This is a genomic window from Daejeonella sp., assembly GCF_030684675.1.
GTDB lineage: Bacteria > Bacteroidota > Bacteroidia > Sphingobacteriales > Sphingobacteriaceae > Daejeonella.
The window spans coordinates 22748-47322 of sequence record NZ_JAUXXZ010000061.1; the positions used below are offsets into that span (position 1 = coordinate 22748).

The following is a 24575-nucleotide window of genomic DNA, read 5'->3' on the forward strand; positions in this document are numbered from 1 at the left end:
CCTGATCTATCTGCGTATCCATTCATTCAATTCATTTGCAATATGCCTGTCATTTGACAAACGCGGCACTTTATTCTGCCCGCCAAGCTTACCCTTAGATTTCATATAGTTCCTAAAGGCATCTTTTTCAAGCTTATGCATAACCAGTGGACGCAACACTTTTCCTTCTACCAAATCAAAATAATACGAATTTTTCTTCTGTAAGGCGAGGTCTACTTTGAGGCTGAAACTATGTATATCTTCAGGAGCTTTTGCAAACTCAACATACCATTCGTGGTAAGGTAAAGAGCCATCTTCAGGACTAACTTGCGGGGCGACCGTAAATTCAGTGATTTCAAGCCCCTCCTCACCTGCTACCGATAAAATTGCATGTTCTACCTCTTCGCAAATTACGTGTTCGCCAAAAGCTGAAATAAAATGCTTGATTCTACCACTGACCAGAATCCGATATGGGTTTTTGAAAACAAACTTAACGGTATCTCCAATGCTATAGCCCCAGAGTCCTGCATTGGTATTTAAAATAATTGCATAATTTTTGTCCAGTTCCACATCCTCAAGGGATATCCGGCATGGGTTTTCATTATAGTATTCATCAGATGGGATGAATTCATAAAAAATACCTGAGTCTACTAATAAAAGTAAGCCTTTTTCCTGTTGTGAATCCTGAAATGCAATGAAGCCCTCTGATGCCGGATAGGTCTCAATTGAATCGACCCTCCGCCCGATACTTTCTTCCAGGCGGGCACGGTAAGGTTCAAAATTCACTCCTCCATAAACAAAAAGTGAGAAATTCTTGAAAATATCACCTATTTTCCTTCCATCTGTACGGGCTCTAAGCCGGTCGAAATACATCTGAACCCAGGGTGGAATTCCGGAGATCAAACGCATATCCTCAGAAAGGGTTTCATCTACAATTGCATCAACCTTTTCTTCCCAATCTTCGATACAATTGGTTTTGTATGATGGCAAACGGTTCTTTTGAAGGTAAGCAGGAACATGGTTAGCCACGATACCCGACAAGCGTCCGAAATTAATCCCGTTCTTTCGTTCAAGAACCGGACTCCCCTGTAAAAAAATTATTTTGCCATCGATAAACTCAGATTTTCCGGTTTCATGGATATAAGAGAACAATGCGTTGCGAGCCCCATTCAGGTGTTCGGGCATTGATTCTTTAGAGATCGGGATATACTTAACCCCGGAAGTTGTACCTGATGTTTTAGCAAGATAAATCGGCTTTCCCGGCCACATCACATCCGATTCCCCCTGAACAACCCTGTCAATGTAAGACTTCAGATCTTCGTAATCAGCAACGGGAACACGCTTTTTAAAATCATCGTATGTTTTAATTGAAACAAAATCATGGTCCTTACCAAAGGCAGTTGCACTGGCTCTTCTGATGAGGCGCTCAAATGTACGCTCCTGTGCAGCAATGGGATTATTCTTCCATTTATTGATCTGCCTTACGGCAAATGCTGCAAGAGGCTTAGCCAACCAGGATTTAATTCCCATACTTATCCTCCGTATCATCCAGCAGAATCTCTTCTTCTTCGGTATAGGTGTTTACCAAGTGGCGATAGGCAATAATCAGAATTAAGCTGGAAAATGGAACAGTAAATAACAATCCTATAAATAATGCCATTGCCCCAAGGACGTTTAAACCAAGCATAACCAGGAAAAGAAGCGTTATAAACCAAAAATGCCCTTTGGTAATTGCCCAGCTCTGACTGATTGATTCTGAAGCACCCGATTCCTGGTCAACGATAAAGCAAACCACAAAACATAGTCTGATTGTCAGAAATACCAGCGGAATAGCAATAAGTGCAAAAACAGGCAATAGATCCCAGCTAAACGGGTTACTGGTATCAATATCCTGCTTATTATAGAAGTAAACCGAGCTTATTACAGCGATGATAAACACCAGTACCAAACCGATTATGAGCTTGACAATCAGAAAATTTATAGCTTTTACCAGATTGGGAATAAAATCAGGGAATTCAGGATCAGTATCCTCATCAATAAGTTTAAAGAATACCTGATAAAAAGCTACGGTAAAAAAGGCATCGAACAGACTCAGAATAATATTCTGAATCAATACACCTGCCCCGCTGGCACCTCCAAACACACTTGTAAGTATAGTGGTAATGATCAGAATAAAAGCAAACTGTACAGCAGTGAAGCCAAGCAAAACCCAGATATTTCTTTTGGCCAGTTCCCAGGCATCTGCCAATATCTCATTCACCGACAATGATTTGTCCATATATTATTGTTTTCTTAAAATAATTCTCTTCCAAAAATCCTGCATAAACCCGAGTCCATACGCTGTTAACTGCACAAATGAAGCAGCAATACTCAAAAATGCAACTTTTGATGATTTGTTTACCTTCCAGGAATGGAAAAATATCAACAAAATATAAACAGCCAGCAAGGTATTACATAATTCAGCTAATGCGCTGCCAAAAAGGTTTAAAAATAAACTCAGCAACAAAAATATAGTAAAAAAAGCTGGAAAAAAATGGACCATCTTCAATTCTGAAGGAAAGTGTTTATAAATGTTAATCCTGGCTCTGCCAAAGAAATGCAATTGTTTATAAAATTGAAAAAGATCAGTACGTCGTTTATGATAAACCACTGCTTCAGGAATCAGTCCGATCTTAAAGCCTAAAGAATGAATACGGATACTGAACTCAATATCCTCACCCAAACGGGTCAGAATAAACCCTCCTGTCTTTTCCCATACTTCACGTGAGATACCCATATTGAAGCTTCTCGGATGAAAAGTCCCGATATGCTTTTTGTTACCTCTGATACCACCGGTAGTGAATGGTGAAGTCATAGAATAACTGATGGCCTTTTGAACAGGGGTAAACGATGGGTGTGCACCATCCGGACCGCCATAAGCATCCAGCTGATGCTCCAGCAGGTAATTTTTAACCGTTTCAAGGTAATTTGCTGGTATCAGGCAATCTGAGTCAAATACTACAAAGTAATCTCCCTTTGCACGTTCAAAGCCGTAATTACGGGCAAAGCCCTGCCCGGCATTTTCTTTAAAATAATAGCTGATGTCCAGCCGATCCGTGTATGAGTTAACTATTTCCTTTGCGTCAATTTTCGATCCGTCTTCAATAATCAGAACCTCAAACTGAAGGTAGCTTTGCTTTATTAATGTATGCAGCAATTCATCAATCTCCTGAGGCCGGTTATAAAGTGGAATGATGATTGAAAAAAACATTTTGATTAGAGTCTAGAGGATAAATAATCAAACAGTCTTCTCAATCTGATAGCTGTTGCGTTCAGGGGAATTCCTCGAAACAAGCTCTGCTATAAAACCGGTAAGGAAGAGCTGGAAACCAACAACTATAGCTACCAGCGCAATGTAAAAAAGCGGTTGGTCAACAATTTCACGAGAGTATTTGATATGCATGCTGATGTGATACAGCTTCTCAATGATGATCCATAAGGCAATGATGGTACCGGCCAGAAAACTCAAGGCACCCATGGTACCAAAGAAGTGCATTGGCCTTTTGGCGAACTTACCGACAAAAAATATGGATAACAGATCTAAGAAACCATTGATAAAGCGACTGAACCCAAATTTGGTGTAGCCGTATTTACGTGCACGGTGCTCTACAACCTGCTCGCCTATTTTCTTAAAACCTGCCCATTTGGCGATCACAGGAATATAACGGTGCATTTCACCGTAAACTTCTATACTTTTGACAACCTCTTTACGATAGGCTTTCAAACCGCAATTAAAGTCGTGAAGATTATGTATGCCCGACATGCGGCGGGTAACCAGATTAAACAATTTTGTAGGAATAGTTTTTGAAAGCGGGTCATGACGCTTTTGTTTCCAACCTGATACAAGATCAAATTTCTCTTCAACAATTCTTCTGTAAAGTTCAGGTATTTCATCCGGACTATCCTGAAGATCGGCATCCATTGTAATGACCACATTACCCTGGCAGGCTTCAAAACCTACATTCAAAGCTGCTGATTTGCCATAATTGCGACGGAATTTGATTCCTACAATTGCCGGAAATTCCTGCTTTAATTTCTCAATTACCTCCCATGATTCGTCATTACTTCCATCATCAACCAATATCACTTCATGGCTAAATCCATGCTCAGTCATCACCCTGTTGATCCAATTGAGAAGTTCGGGCAGAGATTCTGCCTCATTGAATAAAGGAACAACTACGGATATATCCATTTTTAGATATGAGATGTGAGATATGAGATAATAGAATCCCGATTGTTTAACAATTAAAAACGTGCAAATTTCATCAATAATATTGATAAAACCTGCACGTCAGATTATTTTGAAAGACTATTCCTCTTCTTCCTCACTGGTTGAAGCGAATACCGGAGTTTCTTTCTTAAATATCGCTGCAAAAATAAGAGACATTACAAACTGGATGATTACTGCAATTCCCAGATTCTTAAAAAACTGTGCAAATGTTGGATCGTATTGAGCTTTAACTCCTTCGATCTGCTTAGCCACTGCCTCATCAATCTTCTCCTGTTCCATACCCATATTTTCGAAGGTCTGAGACATACCTGATTCCATAAATCCTGCAATCTTTTCAAAGGCACCTGGCTCTACGAATTTATAAAAAACAACGTTCGCTAATGAGTAGATCAATCCTGCAATAAAGGACATCAGAAAAATTCCTTTTAAAGCTTCTTTGAAAGTCCAGAATCCACCGATCTTCTTTCTCAGGTCAAGGGTAAAAAAGATATAGATCAGCAGGGAGACAACCAGTGTTCCGATTCCGAATGACATTGAGCCAAGCAGCGAGGGGAATACATAATAAGTAACCACACCGATCACTGTAGATAAAATGCCGATAATCACCCCATTAGTGCTTGCGGCTTTGTTTAAGTTTTCTAATGACAATTCCATTTTTTTTTAGTTTGGTTTAGTTTAGTTTTGAGAGTTATATGAAATTAAAAGAGAATATACTGCAGAATCAAAGTCCGGATTTGCACTGTGGCTTACAAAATCATTGAAATCATGTTCTGAAGGGTCAGAATCCCTGAAAAAGCCAATCATCGGGTAAAACAATTCCTTTAAATCAGAATCATCAGGTATTTCGGCAGTTACCCGAGCCAGTTCTTTCAGATCACTTTCAACCAGAATTTGGTTAGCGATAACTTCTTCATAAATACGATGTTCATCCTGAAACTCATCTTCATCTACAAGCAAAAACTCACGAAGAAAATCACTCAGTTCCGGCTCAATCGCTTCATCCTGACATTCCTGTAAATAAAGCAAGAGATTCAGAAGCTCGGTCCCACGATCAATCGTACTCTCTTCTATTTTCTCCCATTCGGGTGAATCGAGATAGTCCTCCTCCAGTTTACGAACATCTTCGTTTAGAAAGTTGATCAGTAACAAATCAAAGAATAATTCACGTAGTGGTTCAAAAACGGGTTGATCATCAAAAACACTATCCAGCGCATCCACTTTTTCGAGATATGGTTTTTCCAGATTAAAAACACCTGTCAAAGCCTTGGAAAATGACTTACAATCCTGCTTATTTACTGAAGCAAACTGCGTCAAAGCCGCATTCATTGCCTGATCTATACTTGTATTCATAATTTTCGATTAAAATATAATGTACTGGCCATTATTGTATACAAGCTTCACTTTCCCTTTCAATATTTGTCCGTAAAAAGGTGAATTCGATGATTTGGATCTGTTACTCTCCTCATTCAACTCCCACTCTTCTTCCGGATTAAACAGAATAAAGTTAGCAGAATTTCCGGTTTTCAATTCAGGAATTGAAATTCCGAGAATATTTCTTGGGGCAATTGCCATTTTTTCGATAATTGTCTCCAAACTTAAACCGGCTTTCAGTGCAACAGGTAATGCGGTTTGTAAACCGGTGATACCATAAGATGCAATTTCGAATTCCACATTTTTAAATTCTATTTCATGAGGACAATGCTGAGAAACTATCGCATCAATGGTTCCATCTTTTAGACCTGCTATGAGAGCTTTCTGATCTTTCTTAGTCCGCAGCGGTGGTTTTACCTTAAAATTGCTGTCAAATCCTTCAAGATCATCCTCGGTAAATATCAAATGGTGAACCGCAACATCACAGCTTACTTTAATTCCCGCTTTCTTAGCTTTTCTGATCAGATCCACACTCTTTGCAGAACTGATCGTACTGAAATGTATCCGGGAATCATTGTATTCTGCAAGATAAAGGTCACGGGAGATCATCAACTCCTCGGCAAGGGATGGATTTCCTTTCATACCCAGATAGGTACTCATCAGCCCTTCGTTCATTTTCGCCTTGCCAGCGATATCCTGATCCTCAGCGTATGCGAAAATAAGTCCGTTAAATGATTTGGTATACAATAAAGCCCTGCTCATTAAACCCGCATTTGACACAGGTCTGTTACCATCTGTAAAAGCAATGGCACCGGATTGTTGCATATCATACATTTCTGCAAGTTCCTTACCTTCCCTGTTATGGCTTATACATCCCAGGGGATAAATATCCACCAGATTATTTTTGGATTTACTGATCAGGTAAGAAACCTCTGCCTTTGAATGAATCGGAGGCTGCGTGTTTGGCATCAGAGCAAGACCTGTAAAGCCTCCTGCTGCTGCTGTCATACATCCAGTTCCCATATCTTCCTTGGTTTCGAGACCGGGCTCCCCAAAATTCGCATTGAGATCAAAAAAGCCGGGCGATAGTACCTGCCCTTTTGCAGAGATAATAATAGTGCTTTTGTCCGAAAAACTGATGTTCTTCCCTATTTCAGAAATCTTTCCATCACGGATCAAAACATCAGCAATCTTTCCATTAAAAGGACTTCGATGATCTAAAATTTTTGCAGACTGAATTAATAAATTCTTCAATTGTTTAACGGTTTAATTTGAGTCTTTTTGTAAAAGCGGATGAGCAAAATCTCAGCAGCAAAAAAAACTAAGGCCAATATCAGACAAACTTTCCATAAAGAAGTTCCCTGATTAATAGATTTTACAGCATTCGTCAAAGAACCCGGATCTGTATTCAAAATTTCAACTTTCTGCTTAGGAAACAATTCTTTTATCTGTTCATCACTTGCATAGCTCATATCTGATTCAGAACCGGCTTCATTAAAAGAAAATACTGCTATCAGACTATCGTTTTTCAATAACTGATAATTTCCTGCTTGTTTGATCTGATCAGCAATGTATAGTTGTGAAAAATTCTCATTTTGCCTCAAATCAGGTATTGCCTCAAACTTCTCATTCTTCAATTTAAGAGTTTGATTTGAGTTTAAGGATATTTTTGGTAATTCAATTTGCTGCTCCCTGTTCAATTTATAAAACAAGTCCTGGTTACGCAGAGATAAAAGAGCCGTCTGGTACATGATAGGCACAAAAACTGAATGTCTGGCAAAATTACTCGTTTCTGAACTCAAAGGTACTGCCGACAGATATATTTTTCCTGAACCAAGCCTGTATTCACTAAAGAATGAGACTTTACCTGGCATTTCTAGTAAAATTTGCCGGTTTGTAGTATTCTGTGAACTGTATTGAATGTATTTCTTCGCAACAGGCAGGTCAATTTGCTTAGGGACATTCTCGAAAACACCCTGGAATACAGGATGCTCAAGATTGATTAATGAAACCTTATTTTCGGTATTCAAAACCTCAACCGGGACATCTGTACCTGCCGAACTAAGAAATTTCTTCAAAGCGGACTGATCGTTTTCCAGATCAGGGAATACAATCAGGCTTCCTCCATTCCGAGTATAGTTGTTCAATTGCTGGCCCAATCCATCACTGATTGCAGCAACTTCGTTAAGTATAATCAATGGATATTCTGCCAATCCTGAATAATTAATATTACCTGCAGCAACATTCAGCACTTTAAAAAATGGATCAGAGCGGTACACCGAGTTCAAATACTCATTTTCTTTACTGCCGTTAATTATCAGTACTGAAAGAGATGGTTGAACATTAAAGCTAAAAAAGAACTTATCATCAAAAACTACGGGGAAATCAGTGATTTCTAATTCAGCTTCCTGCCAGCCCGATTGCAATCCACTGAAAGTCAGGGTATCTGTCTTAGTGCTGCGGGGTTTAATAGTCATGCTGGCGATGGATTTTTGAACCTTATTGACCTGCAATTTTACCGGAATATTTATGGCCTCTTCATCTGAATTATTTTGAAGACGGACCATCAGTTTCTCAGAATCACCCGGTTTATGAATAGCAGTGCTAAACCATACTGAATCAATCGAAATATTTGGTTGGGAATTTGAATTTAACCTGATAAGACGTGTTTTTACGGTACTATCAGCAGGAATAGTGGTTGCCGAAAGCATATTTTTCTGAAAATCAGAAATGAGGTATATTGTTTTTCGGGAGTTTGGCTCTTTCAGAAAAACATCTTTTTGCCTGCTGATTATCTGATCCAGTTTCCGATTAGCCGAACTAATACTCACTTCATCAACAGCCGTCTGAAACTCTTCGAAACTCAGCAGCCTCTGGTATTTACCTCCAAAATCATTGCTGAGGAGCTGGAATTTATCGTTTAGAGTATAGGCTGATGCGATCTCCCGGGCTCTTCTTTTCGCCTCATCCAGCAGGGTTCCTTCTTTATTCACGGCTTCCATACTGTAGGAATTGTCAATATAAATGCTCAAAACCTCTTGCTGAAACGCATTTTGCTGATCTGCCATCGGGATGTATGGGCGTGCGAATGCGAAAACCAGAAAACTTATACCAAGAATCCTTGTGGCCAGAATCAATCTGTCTTTTAGATGCTGACGTGAAGACGTCTGAATCTGCACATTCTTTAAAAAACGAACATTGCTGAAATAAACTTTCTTGAACTTCCGGAAATTAAAAAGATGGATAATGACAGGTATGGCGATTGTCAGTAGGGCAAATAAAAATCCGGGCGACAGGAATCTCATTAAGAACCAAAATTAACTATAATTAATCTGCTGTGAAAGGGATTTAAGATTTAGTTGACAACTGTCAACTAATTATAGAATTTCCAGCTCACTCCAAACTTTAACACTTTATCCTGCATCGGGTAAGATCTGACTGTGTAATATCCTTTGGAGAGCCATCCCTGATTGACGTAATCGTATTTCAGAAACAGATTTGCCCGCTTTAAAGTTGCCCTTACCCAAACATCCATTACCGGATAAGTAGAATATTCAAGGGGAGTATTGTCATTGTAAAATTGGCTAATATTGATTGCATAGGCCGGGGCTTTGAACGGGGTATTAAAGCGAAGGTCGAAGCCAACATTGGTGTAAAGCACCTTAAAGAGCCTGCTCGCATAATAGAAACTGTTATAGGTATATATTTCAGGAGTCCGGATAATATATTGAAAATCAGTCTTTTGATACACTATATGATTATCAAGGTTAAACTTTCCGAACTTAAAATCCTTTGACAGGCTAAGCTTCAGCAGATTGATATTGGTGCCAAATTGGTCTGGTGTAATCTGTTTTGCACTTGCAGTTTCTTTAAAATAGAGATAATTACTGACAAGAAAATATTCAGCTTTTGCCGCCAGTTTATATTTCAGATTCTGGTACAGAAAGGAGAGGTTGCTGATCTTTGACTTATCAAAGTTTCTATTCCAGCTATGGTATTGATAATCGACACGCTCATACATCTGTTCAGGAGATTTATTTTGAACGTATGCTCCAAGTACAATCCTGCCAATCGATTTGCTCAATAAGAAGCTGGTATTAGCTTCATAGAAAAAGTCCCCTGCATTCTTTCCCTGTACTATCTGATTCAGATCTGCATCAATATTTACCTTATCACTGAAACGATATCCGAGACCTGCTTTGAGCATTGTATTCGAGAAATTCGTTTCATAAGCCAACTGTTCATAATGATATAACTCATTTTGAATACCCAGATCGAGCTTAAGTTCATTCTTTATAAAACTCAATGCCTTCCCCCTCAGGTAAAAACTATAAGTAAACTCATTTCTAAGATTCGATAATTTGGTTGAATCGTTGGTCAATGTAAACGATTGAGAAGGAAGTATAGGAAAAGCTCCATATACATCCTCTTCATTCCTGAAAAACTTATACTGATCACGGGTATAAGTTAGGGTATGCGAAACGCGCTGTGTAGGTAAAATCCGTTCAGAAGAATCGGGCCCCTGAAGACTATCCATTCTGCCAATATAATAAAGCTGCTTCAGGAAGAATTGAGTCTGTCGCCAGGTCTGCATAGGGCGATCGGCCCCTGTGGCTTTCAAATAAACAGGCTCAGCTTTTTTATCAAGGGAACTGGCCTTAAAAATAGTGTCGTTCCTTGTGGATCCGTTTTCACCTGCTTTTAAAGTATTGAAAATAACATCGCCCAGGATATTATAGCGTTTCTTGGGTGATTCATACCAGGCAAATAGTGCTGCATTCAAATGATCAGCCTTCTGATTCACATAAAAACCATCGCCGGTCAGGCGGTTATAGTGCGCCCCAATATTCAAATTGGGTTTTATATTCTGCGAGTGAGTTACTTTAAACGTCTGTTCGTGTATTTTTCCATTGACATAATATAACTCAGTATAGGGCGATTTGGCCCGATAGAATTTAATTGAATCCTGTATCAGGCGATAGAGGTCAAGACTATGAAATCCTGCATCGAAACCAATTGTTTTTGACGGGCTAAAAAGCATTTCACGATAAGCGATTCCAGCATTTCCAAGTCCGATAGTAGGCCTTTTAGGCTGATACAATGGACTATAATTCTGAAAATTATGTACGGTTGTATCAATTCCCCTTGTCTGGGTACCTTCCTTTAGTAAATTAATATTGGTATAACGGATATGTCTGGCATAATAATAAATAGAATCCGCATCACTGGTTTTATTAAGAGAAGTGTCCCGTTCACCGGTCTGGCCCATACGGCCTGAAGAGCCCACACTCCCCTCTGCCCTGATTGTTCTTTGAGCAAATGCCTCCGGAACAAACAGATACAGTACTAAAAATAATCCTAAGGCTAAGCGTTTGATCATTAAAGTTCCAGAATGAGGTCTTTTAATATTTTAGTCATTTTGGGTTCAGCTTCCTCTGCAGTTTTTATGATCTCTTCTAATGATACTACTTTCAGTGTATCTGGAAAGCCCTCATCTGTTAGTACTGAAATAGCAAAAACAGGGAGAGCCATATGATTGGCAACAATAACTTCAGGCACCGTACTCATGCCGACCGAATCAGCTCCGATCAAACGTAAAAAACGGTATTCAGCCCTTGTTTCAAGATTCGGGCCATTTACAGAAACATAAACTCCTGAATGGCACCGAATATTATTTTTAAGGGCAATTTCCATGCCCTTTTCGATCATTGCCCTGTCGTAAGGTTCACTCATATCCGGAAAACGGGGACCCAGACTTTCAGTGTTCCTTCCACGAAGCGGGTTATCACTCTGCATATTGATATGGTCATGAATGATCATCAGATCGCCTTTGCGATATTCCGGATTCAGGGCACCACTTGCATTTGAAACAAACAATTTTTGAATCCCAAGCATTTTCATCACACGGACAGGAAAAGTAATTTGCTTCATATCATAACCCTCATAACAATGAAGCCGGCCTTGCATAGCAACAACCCTTTTTCCACTTAGCATCCCAAAAATCAACTTCCCGGAATGAAATTCCAGGGTTGAAATCGGAAAATTCGGAATATTGGAATACATTAAATTATGAAGAATTTCAATATCCTCTACCAATCCTCCTAAACCTGTTCCTAAAATAATTCCGATCTCGGGCTCAAAATCACCTATCTTTTTTTTGATGTAATCAGTTGTTGCCTGCAGATTTTGATGCATATTCTTCTATTAAATTATTAAATCTCGTCTTTTCCGGCTCTTTAAACGCTGCTTCAACCGGCAGGTAATAAAGAGCTAAGTCTTTTAATTGCTCTCTGATGCCCGCAATTCTTAATCGCTGAGCATCTTTTTCAGTAGTGATGATCAAATTGTCATCCCCGCTAAGCTCGTTGAATGCATTTACAAGTTTAGCGATATTTTTTTCGCTGAACTGATGATGATCAGGATATTGATGGTGGATCAGTTCAGGGCCATAGGATGCCAGCTCTGCAAACAATGGAGCTGCATTGGCAATACCCGTTAATAAAATGACCTTACTTTTTTCATTTATCGAATTAAGACTCCGCCCGGGAGTATCTTCATTGAATGATTTTAAATTCCCATACTTAAGAAAAGAAAAAAACAACGTATCAGTACGAAATTTACTATGTATCACATTTTGTTGCTCGGAGTTCATCTTTTCCGGGCACTTGGATATAACCACGATATCGGCACGGTTGATCGCCCATAGAGGCTCCCTGAGGTCGCCAGTGGGAAGAAGCCATTGTTGTTTAAGCAAAGTACTGTACTCAAAAAGCAAAATACTTAATCCAGGCTTCACTGCACGATGCTGAAAAGCATCGTCGAGGATGACCAGTTCATGATTTTTTTCAAGTTCAGTGATTCCAGTCACCCTGTTCTCACACACAGCCACTGTAATATCCCTGAACTTACGTTTAAACTGAAGCGGTTCATCACCTGATTCTGAACTTAGAGAATTTGTATCAACATATAGAAATCCTGATGTTTTACGGCCATAGCCCCTGCTTAATGTTGCAACTTTATACTTATCCTTTAAAAAACGGACAAGGTATTCGGTCATCGGACTTTTACCGGAACCTCCAACTGACAAATTCCCGACAGAGATTACAGAGCTTTCAAATTTCTGCGACTTAAATATCCCAAAATCATAGGCAAGGTTTCGGAGTATCACTCCGAGGCCATAAAGGATTGAGAAAGGAAATAATAACAGTCGGAGTAGTTTCATTCTTAAGCTTAGGGCAAAAATACATAATTGATTGTAAGCTTGGAGTTTTGAATTTATACGGGGGACGGGAGAATAAAATACGATTTAAAATGTGCCTGGAATAAAGGAAGTATTTACCAGCCTTAAATGTTTAGCTAAGGAAATGATCTTAATTACGATTCAATCACAACAAAACTCCAAATTAATTTTCCGGCTAAAAAAAAAATAATCTGATATTTGTATGGTCAAAAACATTGGATCGGGGTGTCCCCAATCGGAACGAAGCCGGGTAAAACCGGCTTTGTTTTTTAAGGAAAAATTTTAAGTCCGTATCTCTTTCCTAATCTCCCGTAAAATTTATCTTTAAAAACTTCAAATGAGGGATTGATGCGATCTGGCTCCAGAATATGCCTTGCAATAGGATAAGCGATCAAATCTGCTAATTGCAAGCCATTAATATTTTCTTTTTTATCTTTAAAACTAATAGTCAAGTGATATTTCCCCAATCTATCAGACTGTAAATAGCCTGTTCCTCTTGACAATATCCTTTGAAAATGCTCTTGCAGTTTCTTATCCTCTTTAAACCCTCTTTTTTCAATGATGATCTCCAGTGACAGATCTTCTTCTTTGAGGCCATCTAAATAAAAAATCGCCCGCTCTATAATAAATGATAAGCTGATTTCATAAACATCATCAGAAAGTCTTCCATATAATTTGATATATTTTTCCTTCTGAATAGCCGATGCTATTATTTTATAGTCCGAATTGCTGATTACATGATCCAGCATTTTATAAAACCTGGCTTTAAGATCCAAATCAAACAAATATTTAAATTCCTTTTCACATTTCCTGATATCTCTAGAATGAAAAACAACATGCTCACTTTTCCACAAGGCCTGTTTAATCTCATTAAAACCAATTCCAATCCTTCTGAAGAAATGATATTCCCACATAAAAGAAAAATTGGGAATCCGGATTAAGATTGCTTAAACCATGACGCCACTTTTGCCTAAGAATAAATTTTATTTCATCCTGAAAATCAATTTACAAAACATTAGTGCATAAAAAAGGCGAGTTGCCCCGCCTTAAATGTTTTCACAACGGAATAATCCTTATTGTGATTTGCTTTCAATACAAATATACAACATTCTTTAACCTATCAAATACGGGAAACCGTTAAAAAATAAATGAACATCTATTTAAGTTTGACGATAATGCTTAAATATGAACCATCCAGAATATGTTATAATTAAAAAATAATCGGATATTGTTTAGTACTAAAGAATTCGCTTAAGTTCGATTCATTTTCGTTCGACAACAAAATATACTCTTATGAAAAAAATATTAGGTCTTGATTTAGGAACGAATAGTATAGGGTGGGCGTTGATTGATATTGACCATGAAAAGAAACTATTGAAAATTGTGGGTCTAGGTAGTCGTATAATCCCGATGGACGGACAGGAATTTTCAAAATTCAATGCCGGACAAAAAATCACGAGTGCTGCCGGAAACAGAACAACGCTGCACCGAGCAAGAATTACAAAGGAACGGTATCTGTTAAGAAGAGACCGCTTGCATTTGGTTTTGAATTTATTGGAAGCATTGCCAGGACATTACAAAATTGAAATTGATTTTGAAAGAAATGGTAAAAAATGCGGACAATTCAAAGACGAAACTGAGCCTAAAATTGCTTATTTACCTACTAAAAATAGCGAGAACAAACGCTCATTTTATTTTGAAGATGCTTTTGAAGAAATGGTGAAGGATATACAAAAAGTAAATCCCGAAATTAAAAATGAAAAAGGCAAAAGAGTACCGAAAGACTGGACAATTTATTACTTAAGACAAAAAGCCCTGAAAGAAAAAATCTCTTTAGAAGAACTGGCTTGGGTACTTCTAAGCTATAATCAAAAAAGAGGAACAGAACTCGATGAAATTGAAAACGAGAATGAGAAATCTGACGAAATAAAAGAGTTGCTGGATTTGAAAGTAATCAGCTCTGATCCAAAATCGGATAAGAACGGTACTTTTTATGAAATAACACTCAACGATGCCGAAAACTTTACCTATAAGGAATATACAAACGAGCAACTTACATTCAAAGATGATATAAAAGAGGTTTTGAAAATTTCAAAATTAGACGATGCCGGAAATATCGAAAAAGAAAAAGTGATATATCAAATCAATGATTTATACAACCTCACTCTTTCAAAAATAGAACACAAAGAAACGGACGACAAAAAATTCAAGCATATATACAATTTCATTTACTCTAACGGTTGGGAAAATGAAAAGAAAAAAGAAAAATGGAACAAACCGTATAATAGTTTAGAAAAAAAGTTAGAAGATGAATCTAAAAAGGAAAATCCTAAAATCTTTTCTGATTTGTTTGTCATTTCCAATAAATACAATTTCAAAGGACAGCCTGAAACGCTCATTCCGAGCATAAAAATACCTGACTTTAACAGTGAAGGAAGCAAAGACTGGACTTTATTAAAAAAGAAAACTGAAAAAGACGCCATTAAGTTTAATATTGATAAAGGATATATAAATGAGGATAACAGTGCTAAATATTATATCTCTCCGAAAATTTATAATGTATTGATAAATGATGCGAAAACTGGCGAACCTACCAAAATTATTGGTGGTTTATTTCAAACCATTGACAGGAAATTTTACCGTGAGGAGCTTCAGCAAATAATTGCTACACAAAAACAATTTTACAAAACATTTGAAGACCAGTCAGTTTTTGAGAAGTGTGTAAAACTTTTATATCCTCATAACGCGGAACACGCAAAAGCATTATTGCAAAATAAAAATGCCCTCGCCCATTTGCTTGTTGAAGATATTTTGCTGTATCAAAGACCTTTGCAACCGAAAAAATCGGAGATTTCGGATTGTAAATATGAAATTGATTATTGGAAAGAAGAGGTTGATACAACGACAGGAGAAGTTACCAAAAGACCTGTCTATAAAAAAGTGGTGTCAGCCTCGCACCCATTGTTTCAGGAGTTTCGGATATGGGATAAAATCCATAACATCAGATTGATACAATTAGAGGCAAAAGATGCAGAAGGAAAATCTGAAACCAATGTTGATATAACGTCCCAGTATTTTAAGCCAGAGGATTATCAGGTATTATTTGAGCATTTCAATAAACGCTCAACAGTTGCAATTAATGATTTTTTGGAGTTTTGCAAGACGCAATTCGGATTAGATATTGGCAAGAAAGGAGAACGGAAAATTTTGTGGAACTATCCCGAAGAAGAAGGATTTAAAGGAAACGAAACCAGAAAAAGCTTTGAAATCAGGTTTAAGAGATGTGGCTTTCAAGATCTTGACAGGTTTATGACGCAAGAAAAAGAGATAGAACTGTGGCATTATCTATATTCTGTCAATCAGAAAGAACGTACATATGAAGATTGTAAAAGTATTAAGTCATTCTTCAACAAATTCTTGAATGGTAGTAACGCCTCAGATGAAATAAAAGAAAAACTGGTAAAAGACTTTAATAATTACCCAAAATTTCCGTCAAAGTATTGTGCATACTCTGAAAAAGCATTGAAGAAAATTCTTCAATTTATAAGGATGGGCGATAACAGCTTTAAAGGGAAGTTTGATATTTCAAATTTTCAATCGGATATAGAAAAGATACAATTTCAAAAAGCAAAAATCCCCGCTTACCTTGAAATCACACAAGAAAAACTGAAGTCACTTAGTGATGATGAGAGACGAATATTAGAAAAAAAACGTCAAAATCTGTATGAAGCTCTCTGGAAATACTCTATCAACAAGCGAATTGATGAAATTTTACAAAAGCTAAAAATTATTGATTTTTCGTCAGATGAGATTGATTATTCTAAAGTGATGAGTATTGATAAAGATAACCTGTCCTTTCCTAAAGGGTTGTTCAACACGTTCAAAACTTTTAATAAGCCCGAAGATTTTACCAATTTGAATTTAACCAAGGCTTCATATTTGGTTTATGGTCGCCATTCGGAATTAGCACAGGCAAAATATTGGGACAGTCCGCAGAAAATAAGAGAGGAAATAAACAAAGAATTGAAACACCATTCTTTGAATAATCCGGTTGCCGAAAAAGTACTAAAAGAAACGATGAAAGTAGTGGCGGATATTTGGGAAATTTATGGTGCATCAACCAAAAATTTCTTTTCTGAAATTCATTTGGAAGTAGCAAGGGAATTGCAAAAGTCCAATCAAGAAAAGAAAGAAATTACCGAACGACAAAAAAATAGCAGGACAGAAAATGAAAGATTGAGAAATATTCTAGAAGAATTTTTAAGTCAATCGCCATATAATGCCAAAAGAGGAAATCAAGACCATTTCGAGCGCTTGAAAATTGTGGAAGAAGGAGCAAAGGGAAGAAGCTATTCAGAGAAAGATTTTTATGCTAATAATATCGAAAAATTTGATAAAAAAGAGATTGAGAGTATTCTGAAAAAGCAAAAAATAAGTAAACCGGATTTTGAAAAATACAAACTTTGGATAGAACAGGGATACCGCTCTCCTTATACCAATAAGCCCATAACACTTACCGACCTGTTCAACGGAAACAAGTACAATATTGACCATATTTTGCCAAGAGCTTCTGTAACAAATGACTCGCTGAATAATAAAGTGGTTTGCGAAGCATTTTTAAACAGGTTTAAGTCCGACAAAACCGCAAGGGAATTTATTGCGCAATTTGGCGGAAAATCACACACTATTTTTGATGAAAATCTAAATAAGAATATCACATTTGAATTGGTGGATGAAGATGCGTATGTGAGTTTGGTAAAAACTCAATTCAGAGATGCTAAGAGGTTCATTTTACTATCAAAAGAAGTTCCTACCGGTTTTACGGACAGCCAGATGAACAATTCAAAGCACATTGCCCGAAAAGCAATGGAGCTGCTCAGTCACGTGGTGCGAGAAGAAGGTGAAGTGGAGTTTCGTTCAAAAAATCTGCTTCCGGTTTCAGGAATGATTACGGATAGGCTTAAAAGGGAATGGAAGTTTAATGAGGTCTGGACAGAGCTTTTAACGCCAAGATTTGAACGATTGAATACACTACACAACTCGGAAGATTTTGGGAAGTATGAGATTTCAAAAAGCGGACACCGATATTTTGATATTGATACCAAATATATTTTAGAACAAAACAAAAATTTTGAGCTGAAAAGATTAGACCACCGGCATCACGCTTTAGATGCTTTAATTGTAGCTCTTTGTACCGAAAACCATGTTCAGTTCATTAACAATATCAATTCCGGAATCACAAATAAAAAGAAAGAAAAAACAGAAGCCATAAAAAAACAAAGAGCAGGAATTAAACGGCAAATAATGTACAGCGAACCCGACAAGGAAAATCCGAAAGAAAAAGTTTGGATTTATATGCTGCCCGGTTCTTTTAGAATGAAATCATCTGCAGGTAACGACAAATCATCGGTTGCAGATATGGATTGGCAAAATAATTATTCTGACGTTGCAAGTAAAGATTACAAAAAAGTAGTTTTAGAAGCACTTTCGCATTGCATCATTTCATTCAAAAATGATTTTAAACTGGTATCAAAATCGTCTAATAGATATGAAAGCTTTTATAATGAGAATGGAAACTTAAGATTGGATAAAAACGGAAAGCCAGTCAAGGAATTTATCAGCCAAAATAATAAGAATCAAAAACATTGGAGCATAAGAAAGGCGTTGCATACCGACAATCCAAGTTCAAAGATAACACTGCAATTTGATAGGCTAAAAATTATAGAGAATACAGGAAAAGCTGAGCTAATAATAGATAACCGAATTAGAGATGTGGTTAAAGAAATTTCAGGAATGCACGACAATAAAATTGGAGAAGTTAAAAAGTATTTGTCTAAAAATCCAATTATTATAGATGAGAAACCTATTGAATATACTGATTTTAAAATTTTGAATATTAAATACAGAAAAAGACAACCTATCACAAATCTTTCTATAAGAACGGGAACTGGGGCTTTATCCACTATAGATGCTGTAAAAGACAGAATCAATAAAGTAGCCGATTTAAAACTAAGGAATGAATTATTACTTCATCTGAAAAATAATGACGATGATATTGACAGGGCTTTTTCTATTGAGGGAATTGATGAATTTAATAAGTGTAGAAAATTCTCCGTAAAAAGACTACCTATCGCAGAAAGTGCTTCACTTAAATTCTCTATAGGAAAGAAAAAAACAAATAATCATAAATGGGTAGAAACAGGAGGTAATTATCATTTTAAAATTGCAAAAAATGATGGAAATATTGATCATGAAACGATTCCCCTTCGATTTGCAATAAAAGATGAAAAAGAAAAAATATTAAACCGAAATAATGATGTAAAAGATACAGATGATTATATAATTCTATCGCCAAATGATTTGGTGTATGTTCCAACTGGTGATGAATTGAATAATAACATTGTAATAGATTTTGCCAATTTGACGAATGAACAAAAGAAAAGACTATACAATGTAAATGACTTTTCTTCGACTTGTTATTTTACCCCAAATAGTATTGCACAGGCAATCATTGCAAAAGAAGTAGATATGCATTATGATGAAAAGAAAAGCAAAATAATAGGTTCATTTGATACAAAAACAGCAAGTCTTGACGGTAAACAAATCAAAGACATTTGCATTAAACTTAAACTGGATAGTTTAGGCAACATCTCAAAAGCATAAAGAATGAACCGTACAGACTTTATCAGATCCTTAGGTTTAGGCACAAGCGGTCTAATCTTACCCGCAAACCCATTAATCAGCATACAATCTGTAAAGATATATGACCGGGGTTTGATACATTATGATTTAAATAAAATCAGGGACAGTATTGGAAAAGTTGAATATAACCTAATATCACATCGATCATGAAAAATATGAAGTTAATGAAAGGAATTAAACCGGGGTCTCAAACTGCATATCAAAAGCACAATTTGAAAGCTTTCAGTTCCAATGAAGATGCTAATGAAGCTTTCGCAAAAGAAATGGCAGCCCTATCACCGACTGAACATCTCCAAAATGTCAATGCCCTTATCCGAAAACTATTTGCAGACGAACTAAGTAGGCCAATGAATAAAAAAATAAGATTCAGATAAGGTATTGACCAAATCAGGAACCTCCCGTGCCAAAGACCTTGCCGACATAGAAGAACTTAGGAGAATAAACAAGTACAGAGATCAATCCTGAGAATAAAACATAGTGCTTATTACCCCCCTGCCCTTAGTGTTTCCAGCGATTTCCAAAATTGATTTTTTGTACAAAATTAAATCGTTGTTGTACAGTTTATGACCTCACATCAGTACGGTCGTTCAATAGGCTCCAGCTTTAGCTGGAGCTAAGATTTTGCTCGTTTTCGGGCTTCAGCCCAACATTCAGAAAGCTATAAGGAACTACATGGGGCTTTAGCCCTATTGATGGAACCTCTCAACTGTCCAGAGGTTTTGCAGCGATTATCAAAAAGAGTTTTTGTACATAATTATATCGCAGGTGTACAGTTTCAGCGCAGTGCCTCCTACTGATTGGCAAATGAAGAGGAGTCCCCCCTGTCCGTAGAGTTTCCATCGATTACGAAAATTGATTTTTCAATACAACAATAATTTGCTGTTGTACAGTTTCAGCGCAGCGCCTCTACGGATAGGCAAATGAAGAGGAGTCTCCAGACTCCTCAACTCCTTCATCTCTTAAGTAGTAATATCAATTAAAGCACATCCGTACTATTCTCGAATCCAGAATAACCTTCAAAATCATCATACTATAAATTTTGTAAATATATTTTATATTTGCATTATATAAATATATTGTATGGCAACTTTTACCAGTTCCCTTCCTGACGGGCTCCTTCAACTGCTTGAAGAGAAAGCAAAAGAACTCTCAATGCCCAAAAATAAGCTGATTGAACAGGCACTCCGGCTTTACCTCGATCACCTGAACAGGGCTTCCTATATCCGTTCTTATAAGCAAATGGCTGAAGATGCCGATTTACTGGCAATAGCCGAAGAAGGCATGGCAGAATATTTTGAGCAACTGGAAAATGAAGCAAGGTGAGCTCTGGTACGCCGATCTGAACCCTGTTAAAGGGAGCGAGCAATCCGGAACCCGTCCGGTAGTAATTGTGAGTGGAAATCTTGCAAACACGTATTTAAGCACGCTGATTTGTTGTCCACTCACAACAAAGCTCAAAGGATATAAGGGCAATGTGTTGCTCATACCTGATGCATTAAATAAACTGCGCGAAAGTTCTGAAATTCTTATCTTTCATATTCGCTCCGTTTCCAAAGAACGGCTGGTTCGTAAAATAGGAACAATATCTGCGGATGAGCTTAAGCAAATTAAGAATGGCTTCGACGATATCTGGAGGTATTAATCCAATAATATCACCATACAAGAGGTAGTACTTTAAGTTTTTGTTCCCATGGCTTAGAGCTACCATCTTGAAAGAGGCCTAAGGGTCCTTTCTTTGGTTTTCCCATACTTGGTGTCTTCTATTCCCTATAATTGATGTTATCACCAACCATCAATATTTCCCCTTGCCAGCCGGAACGCTCATTACCATGTAAACAATTTTAAATTTTCAGGCTTAATGAGTATATTCAAATAGATAACCCATACATATACAGGCAAATAGGAAATATGATTAAAAGAACACTCCTTTTCAGTAACCCGGCCTATCTTAGTCTGCAACAGGATCAATTATCAATCAAACTCCCCCATTTAAAAGATTTGGGTGAAAAAGAATCTCAAAAAACTGTCCCTATCGAAGACATTGGAATTGTACTTCTCGACCATCAGCAAATCACTATTACACATGGTTGCATGGCCGCACTTCTTGAAAATAATGCCGCAATCATTACCTGTAACCAAACCCACCACCCTACCGGTATGATGCTGCCTATAGACGGACATGATATCCAAAGTGAGCGCTTCCGTTACCAGATCGATGCATCTCAACCCTTAAAAAAGCAACTCTGGCAGCAAACCGTTCAGGCTAAAATAATGAATCAGGCCGCTGTACTTGCAGAACGGGACATAGAACATGAAAACATGCTATATTGGGCCAGATCTGTACGTTCAGGCGATCCTGATAATTATGAAGGGCGTGCGGCAGCCTATTACTGGAAAAATGTATTCCCCAAGAAAATAGAATTCTTTAGAGGCCGTGAAGGCGACCCGCCTAATAATCTGTTAAATTATGGATATGCGATCTTAAGAGCCATAGTAGCACGAGGTCTGGTTTGTTCCGGCTTACTTCCCACCTTAGGAATACATCACAGGAATAAGTATAATGCCTATTGCCTTGCTGATGATATCATGGAGCCATACCGTCCTTATGTTGACAGGATCGTATTAAAAATTATCGACAAAGGTGAAAATTTTCTGGAGCTGGGCACATCAATCAAATCACAGCTGCTGGGTATTGCGAGTGTGGATGTACAATTTGACAAGGGCAAAAGTCCATTAATGGTTGGCTTGCAAAGTACCACTTCTTCCCTCGCCAAATGTTATGAGGGTAGCTTACGAAGAATTAATTACCCGGCAATAAAAGCTTTTGGATCAAAATATAAATCAATTTATAATGATCTGGCTGATGACTCTGAAGTAAAGTTGGTAGATGAGCCAGATAAGCCTGAGAGCAGTACAAATGACGATGCTTTACCCTTTTGATCAATGCGTCTAAATGAATACCGGATTTTGTGGATCTTAGTATTTTTCGACCTGCCCACCGAAACGAAAAAGGAAAGGCAGATATACAGCAGATTTCGTAAAGATATTATGCGTGATGGATTTGCCATGTTTCAGTTTTCCATCTATTTGAGGCATTGCAGCAGCAGGGAAAATGCAGATGTACACATCAAAAGGGTGAAGAAAATATTACCACCAAAAGGGCATGTTGGGATTATGACGATCACCGATAAGCAATTCGGCATGATGGAATTATTCTATGGAAAAGACGAAAAAGAGCGCCCGAAAACACCGCAGCAATTAGAATTGTTTTAGAATTTAAAATCCGGAAGCTTAGCAACCGGATTTTTTTAATTCTAATTTTTGACTTAAACTACTGATAATAAATACTTTGAATGCTGGTATGTTGTGGTAAATATCAGTAAATCAAAGAATGAAAGCAAATCACAACTTGTTACTATAAATTATAAGTCCATGCTAGTTGTGGTAAATATCAGTAAATCAAAGAATGAAAGCAAATCACAACCCATGGTTTTCTCGTTCCGTACTCTCGACAGTTGTGGTAAATATCAGTAAATCAAAGAATGAAAGCAAATCACAACACCTCTGTTGGCGTGGTCGCAAATAGAGTCGTTGTGGTAAATATCAGTAAATCAAAGAATGAAAGCAAATCACAACAACACACTACCGTTTTCAATTTACATCGAGTTGTGGTAAATATCAGTAAATCAAAGAATGAAAGCAAATCACAACCCTCCTGAGTGCCATTGGTTAATCCCAAACGTTGTGGTAAATATCAGTAAATCAAAGAATGAAAGCAAATCACAACTCTTTCAGATCCAATATGTAAGCTGTTATTGTTGTGGTAAATATCAGTAAATCAAAGAATGAAAGCAAATCACAACTCGGATGCCGTTGGAACTCTTGGAAGGGATGTTGTGGTAAATATCAGTAAATCAAAGAATGAAAGCAAATCACAACACCGTCAAGTAAACAAAGTTCCTCGAGAAGTTGTGGTAAATATCAGTAAATCAAAGAATGAAAGCAAATCACAACTTGGCAGAATACACCTACACGTGCGCCTTAGTTGTGGTAAATATCAGTAAATCAAAGAATGAAAGCAAATCACAACGCGGAAGAGCCGATTGCAAAACCGGCACAGTTGTGGTAAATATCAGTAAATCAAAGAATGAAAGCAAATCACAACTAACTTGCAGCAGCAGCATAAGCAGCAGCAGTTGTGGTAAATATCAGTAAATCAAAGAATGAAAGCAAATCACAACTGCGGTGGGGGTTCGACAATGGGTTATAAAGTTGTGGTAAATATCAGTAAATCAAAGAATGAAAGCAAATCACAACACGTGTTACGCCCGGCTCGCATGCCGTTGTGTTGTGGTAAATATCAGTAAATCAAAGAATGAAAGCAAATCACAACTCAATATCGAGAAAGCTAAACCAAAGGGAGGTTGTGGTAAATATCAGTAAATCAAAGAATGAAAGCAAATCACAACAGGCTTGACCCTGATTATACCTATGATGAGTTGTGGTAAATATCAGTAAATCAAAGAATGAAAGCAAATCACAACAAACGATCGTTAAGGTATGACATAATACCAGTTGTGGTAAATATCAGTAAATCAAAGAATGAAAGCAAATCACAACTCGTTGCCTACCAGCTAACTTATCTGCTAAGTTGTGGTAAATATCAGTAAATCAAAGAATGAAAGCAAATCACAACTGGGCGCGTAAAACGTTCCCGCTTAGTACGTTGTGGTAAATATCAGTAAATCAAAGAATGAAAGCAAATCACAACGGCGGCGCGACGCAGCCTTTATGTACCTTAGTTGTGGTAAATATCAGTAAATCAAAGAATGAAAGCAAATCACAACAGTAAAAGAAAATGACAACAACATCTACTAGTGTTATGTTAATTCTCAATTGACGGATAAAGTCTTTTCAATTTCACTCGTGCTTCTTTATTTGTGAACTGCCAATTTATTTTACAGATTTTATTATTTCTTTGATTTTGCCAGGCACTAACTTGCGCGGCTATTT

General features: G+C 37.4%; 18 protein-coding genes, 1 pseudogene and 1 CRISPR repeat array. Of the genes and pseudogenes, 6 read left to right on the top strand and 13 right to left on the bottom strand.

What is annotated here, in order from left to right:
• Positions 1-6: 6 nt before the first annotated feature.
• The 12 genes from Q8M41_RS13490 to Q8M41_RS13545 all read right to left on the bottom strand — a co-directional run bounded on the left by Q8M41_RS13490 (position 7) and on the right by Q8M41_RS13545 (position 13774).
• Complete coding sequence (locus Q8M41_RS13490) at positions 7-1509, bottom strand: GH3 auxin-responsive promoter family protein (protein ID WP_305365806.1); 1503 nt, start codon at positions 1507-1509, stop codon at positions 7-9.
• On the bottom strand, positions 1499-2257 hold the full coding sequence (locus Q8M41_RS13495; RefSeq protein ID WP_305365807.1) for a DUF975 family protein: 759 nt from the start codon (positions 2255-2257) through the stop codon (positions 1499-1501). The genes Q8M41_RS13490 and Q8M41_RS13495 overlap by 11 nt, the downstream gene beginning before the upstream one ends.
• Before the next feature lie 3 nt (positions 2258-2260).
• Entirely contained in the window at positions 2261-3229 is a 969-nt protein-coding gene (locus Q8M41_RS13500) for a glycosyltransferase family 2 protein (protein WP_305365808.1), read from the bottom strand.
• A 27-nt stretch (positions 3230-3256) separates the two neighbouring features.
• Positions 3257-4210, bottom strand: coding sequence for a glycosyltransferase family 2 protein (locus Q8M41_RS13505; protein WP_305365809.1), 954 nt, complete (start codon positions 4208-4210; stop codon positions 3257-3259).
• A 117-nt stretch (positions 4211-4327) separates the two neighbouring features.
• A complete protein-coding gene (locus Q8M41_RS13510; RefSeq protein ID WP_305365810.1) occupies positions 4328-4903 on the bottom strand; it encodes a DUF4199 domain-containing protein in 576 nt (191 codons plus the stop codon).
• A 21-nt stretch (positions 4904-4924) separates the two neighbouring features.
• A complete protein-coding gene (locus Q8M41_RS13515; RefSeq protein WP_305365811.1) occupies positions 4925-5599 on the bottom strand; it encodes a hypothetical protein in 675 nt (224 codons plus the stop codon).
• Positions 5600-5608: 9 nt separating this feature from the next.
• Positions 5609-6874 carry a dihydroorotase gene (locus tag Q8M41_RS13520; RefSeq protein WP_305365812.1) on the bottom strand — a complete coding sequence of 422 codons (1266 nt, stop codon included), beginning with the start codon at positions 6872-6874 and terminating at the stop codon, positions 5609-5611.
• Entirely contained in the window at positions 6871-8925 is a 2055-nt protein-coding gene (locus Q8M41_RS13525) for a BatA and WFA domain-containing protein (RefSeq protein WP_305365813.1), read from the bottom strand. Before Q8M41_RS13525 ends, Q8M41_RS13520 begins: the two co-directional genes overlap by 4 nt.
• A 68-nt stretch (positions 8926-8993) precedes the next feature.
• Complete coding sequence (locus Q8M41_RS13530; protein WP_305365814.1) at positions 8994-11000, bottom strand: putative porin; 2007 nt, start codon at positions 10998-11000, stop codon at positions 8994-8996.
• The gene (locus Q8M41_RS13535) at positions 11000-11815 is read right to left on the bottom strand and encodes a purine-nucleoside phosphorylase (protein ID WP_305365815.1); all 816 of its coding nucleotides are present in this window, start codon (positions 11813-11815) and stop codon (positions 11000-11002) included. The genes Q8M41_RS13530 and Q8M41_RS13535 overlap by 1 nt, the downstream gene beginning before the upstream one ends.
• Positions 11787-12842: a tetraacyldisaccharide 4'-kinase gene (gene lpxK, locus Q8M41_RS13540; RefSeq protein ID WP_305365816.1), complete on the bottom strand. Its 1056-nt coding sequence runs from the start codon at positions 12840-12842 to the stop codon at positions 11787-11789. Before lpxK ends, Q8M41_RS13535 begins: the two co-directional genes overlap by 29 nt.
• 287 nt (positions 12843-13129) lie before the next feature.
• Positions 13130-13774, bottom strand: a complete 645-nt coding sequence (locus tag Q8M41_RS13545) for a DUF3800 domain-containing protein (protein ID WP_305365817.1) — start codon at positions 13772-13774, stop codon at positions 13130-13132.
• 379 nt (positions 13775-14153) lie between these two features.
• On the opposite strand from Q8M41_RS13545, the gene cas9 reads away from it, so the two are divergent.
• The 6 genes from cas9 to cas2 all read left to right on the top strand — a co-directional run bounded on the left by cas9 (position 14154) and on the right by cas2 (position 22835).
• Positions 14154-19523 (top strand): type II CRISPR RNA-guided endonuclease Cas9, encoded by a 5370-nt coding sequence (cas9, locus tag Q8M41_RS13550; RefSeq protein ID WP_305365818.1) that lies wholly within the window; start codon positions 14154-14156, stop codon positions 19521-19523.
• A gap of 203 nt (positions 19524-19726) precedes the next feature.
• Positions 19727-19936, top strand: coding sequence for a hypothetical protein (locus tag Q8M41_RS13555; RefSeq protein ID WP_305365819.1), 210 nt, complete (start codon positions 19727-19729; stop codon positions 19934-19936).
• Positions 19937-20642: 706 nt separating this feature from the next.
• Positions 20643-20885, top strand: a complete 243-nt coding sequence (locus Q8M41_RS13560) for a ribbon-helix-helix protein, CopG family (RefSeq protein ID WP_304759752.1) — start codon at positions 20643-20645, stop codon at positions 20883-20885.
• On the top strand, positions 20857-21204 hold the full coding sequence (locus Q8M41_RS13565) for a type II toxin-antitoxin system PemK/MazF family toxin (protein WP_305365820.1): 348 nt from the start codon (positions 20857-20859) through the stop codon (positions 21202-21204). Before Q8M41_RS13560 ends, Q8M41_RS13565 begins: the two co-directional genes overlap by 29 nt.
• 266 nt (positions 21205-21470) lie before the next feature.
• Positions 21471-22502, top strand: coding sequence for a type II CRISPR-associated endonuclease Cas1 (gene cas1 / locus Q8M41_RS13570; protein WP_305365821.1), 1032 nt, complete (start codon positions 21471-21473; stop codon positions 22500-22502).
• 3 nt (positions 22503-22505) lie between these two features.
• A complete protein-coding gene (gene cas2 / locus Q8M41_RS13575; protein WP_305365822.1) occupies positions 22506-22835 on the top strand; it encodes a CRISPR-associated endonuclease Cas2 in 330 nt (109 codons plus the stop codon).
• Positions 22836-22925: 90 nt separating this feature from the next.
• Positions 22926-24333: direct repeats of the CRISPR family, unit length 46 nt; unit sequence GTTGTGGTAAATATCAGTAAATCAAAGAATGAAAGCAAATCACAAC.
• Positions 24334-24447: 114 nt separating this feature from the next.
• Here the strand turns inward: cas2 and Q8M41_RS13580 are convergent.
• Positions 24448-24575 (bottom strand): annotated as a pseudogene (locus Q8M41_RS13580) (IS630 family transposase); the annotation flags it as partial.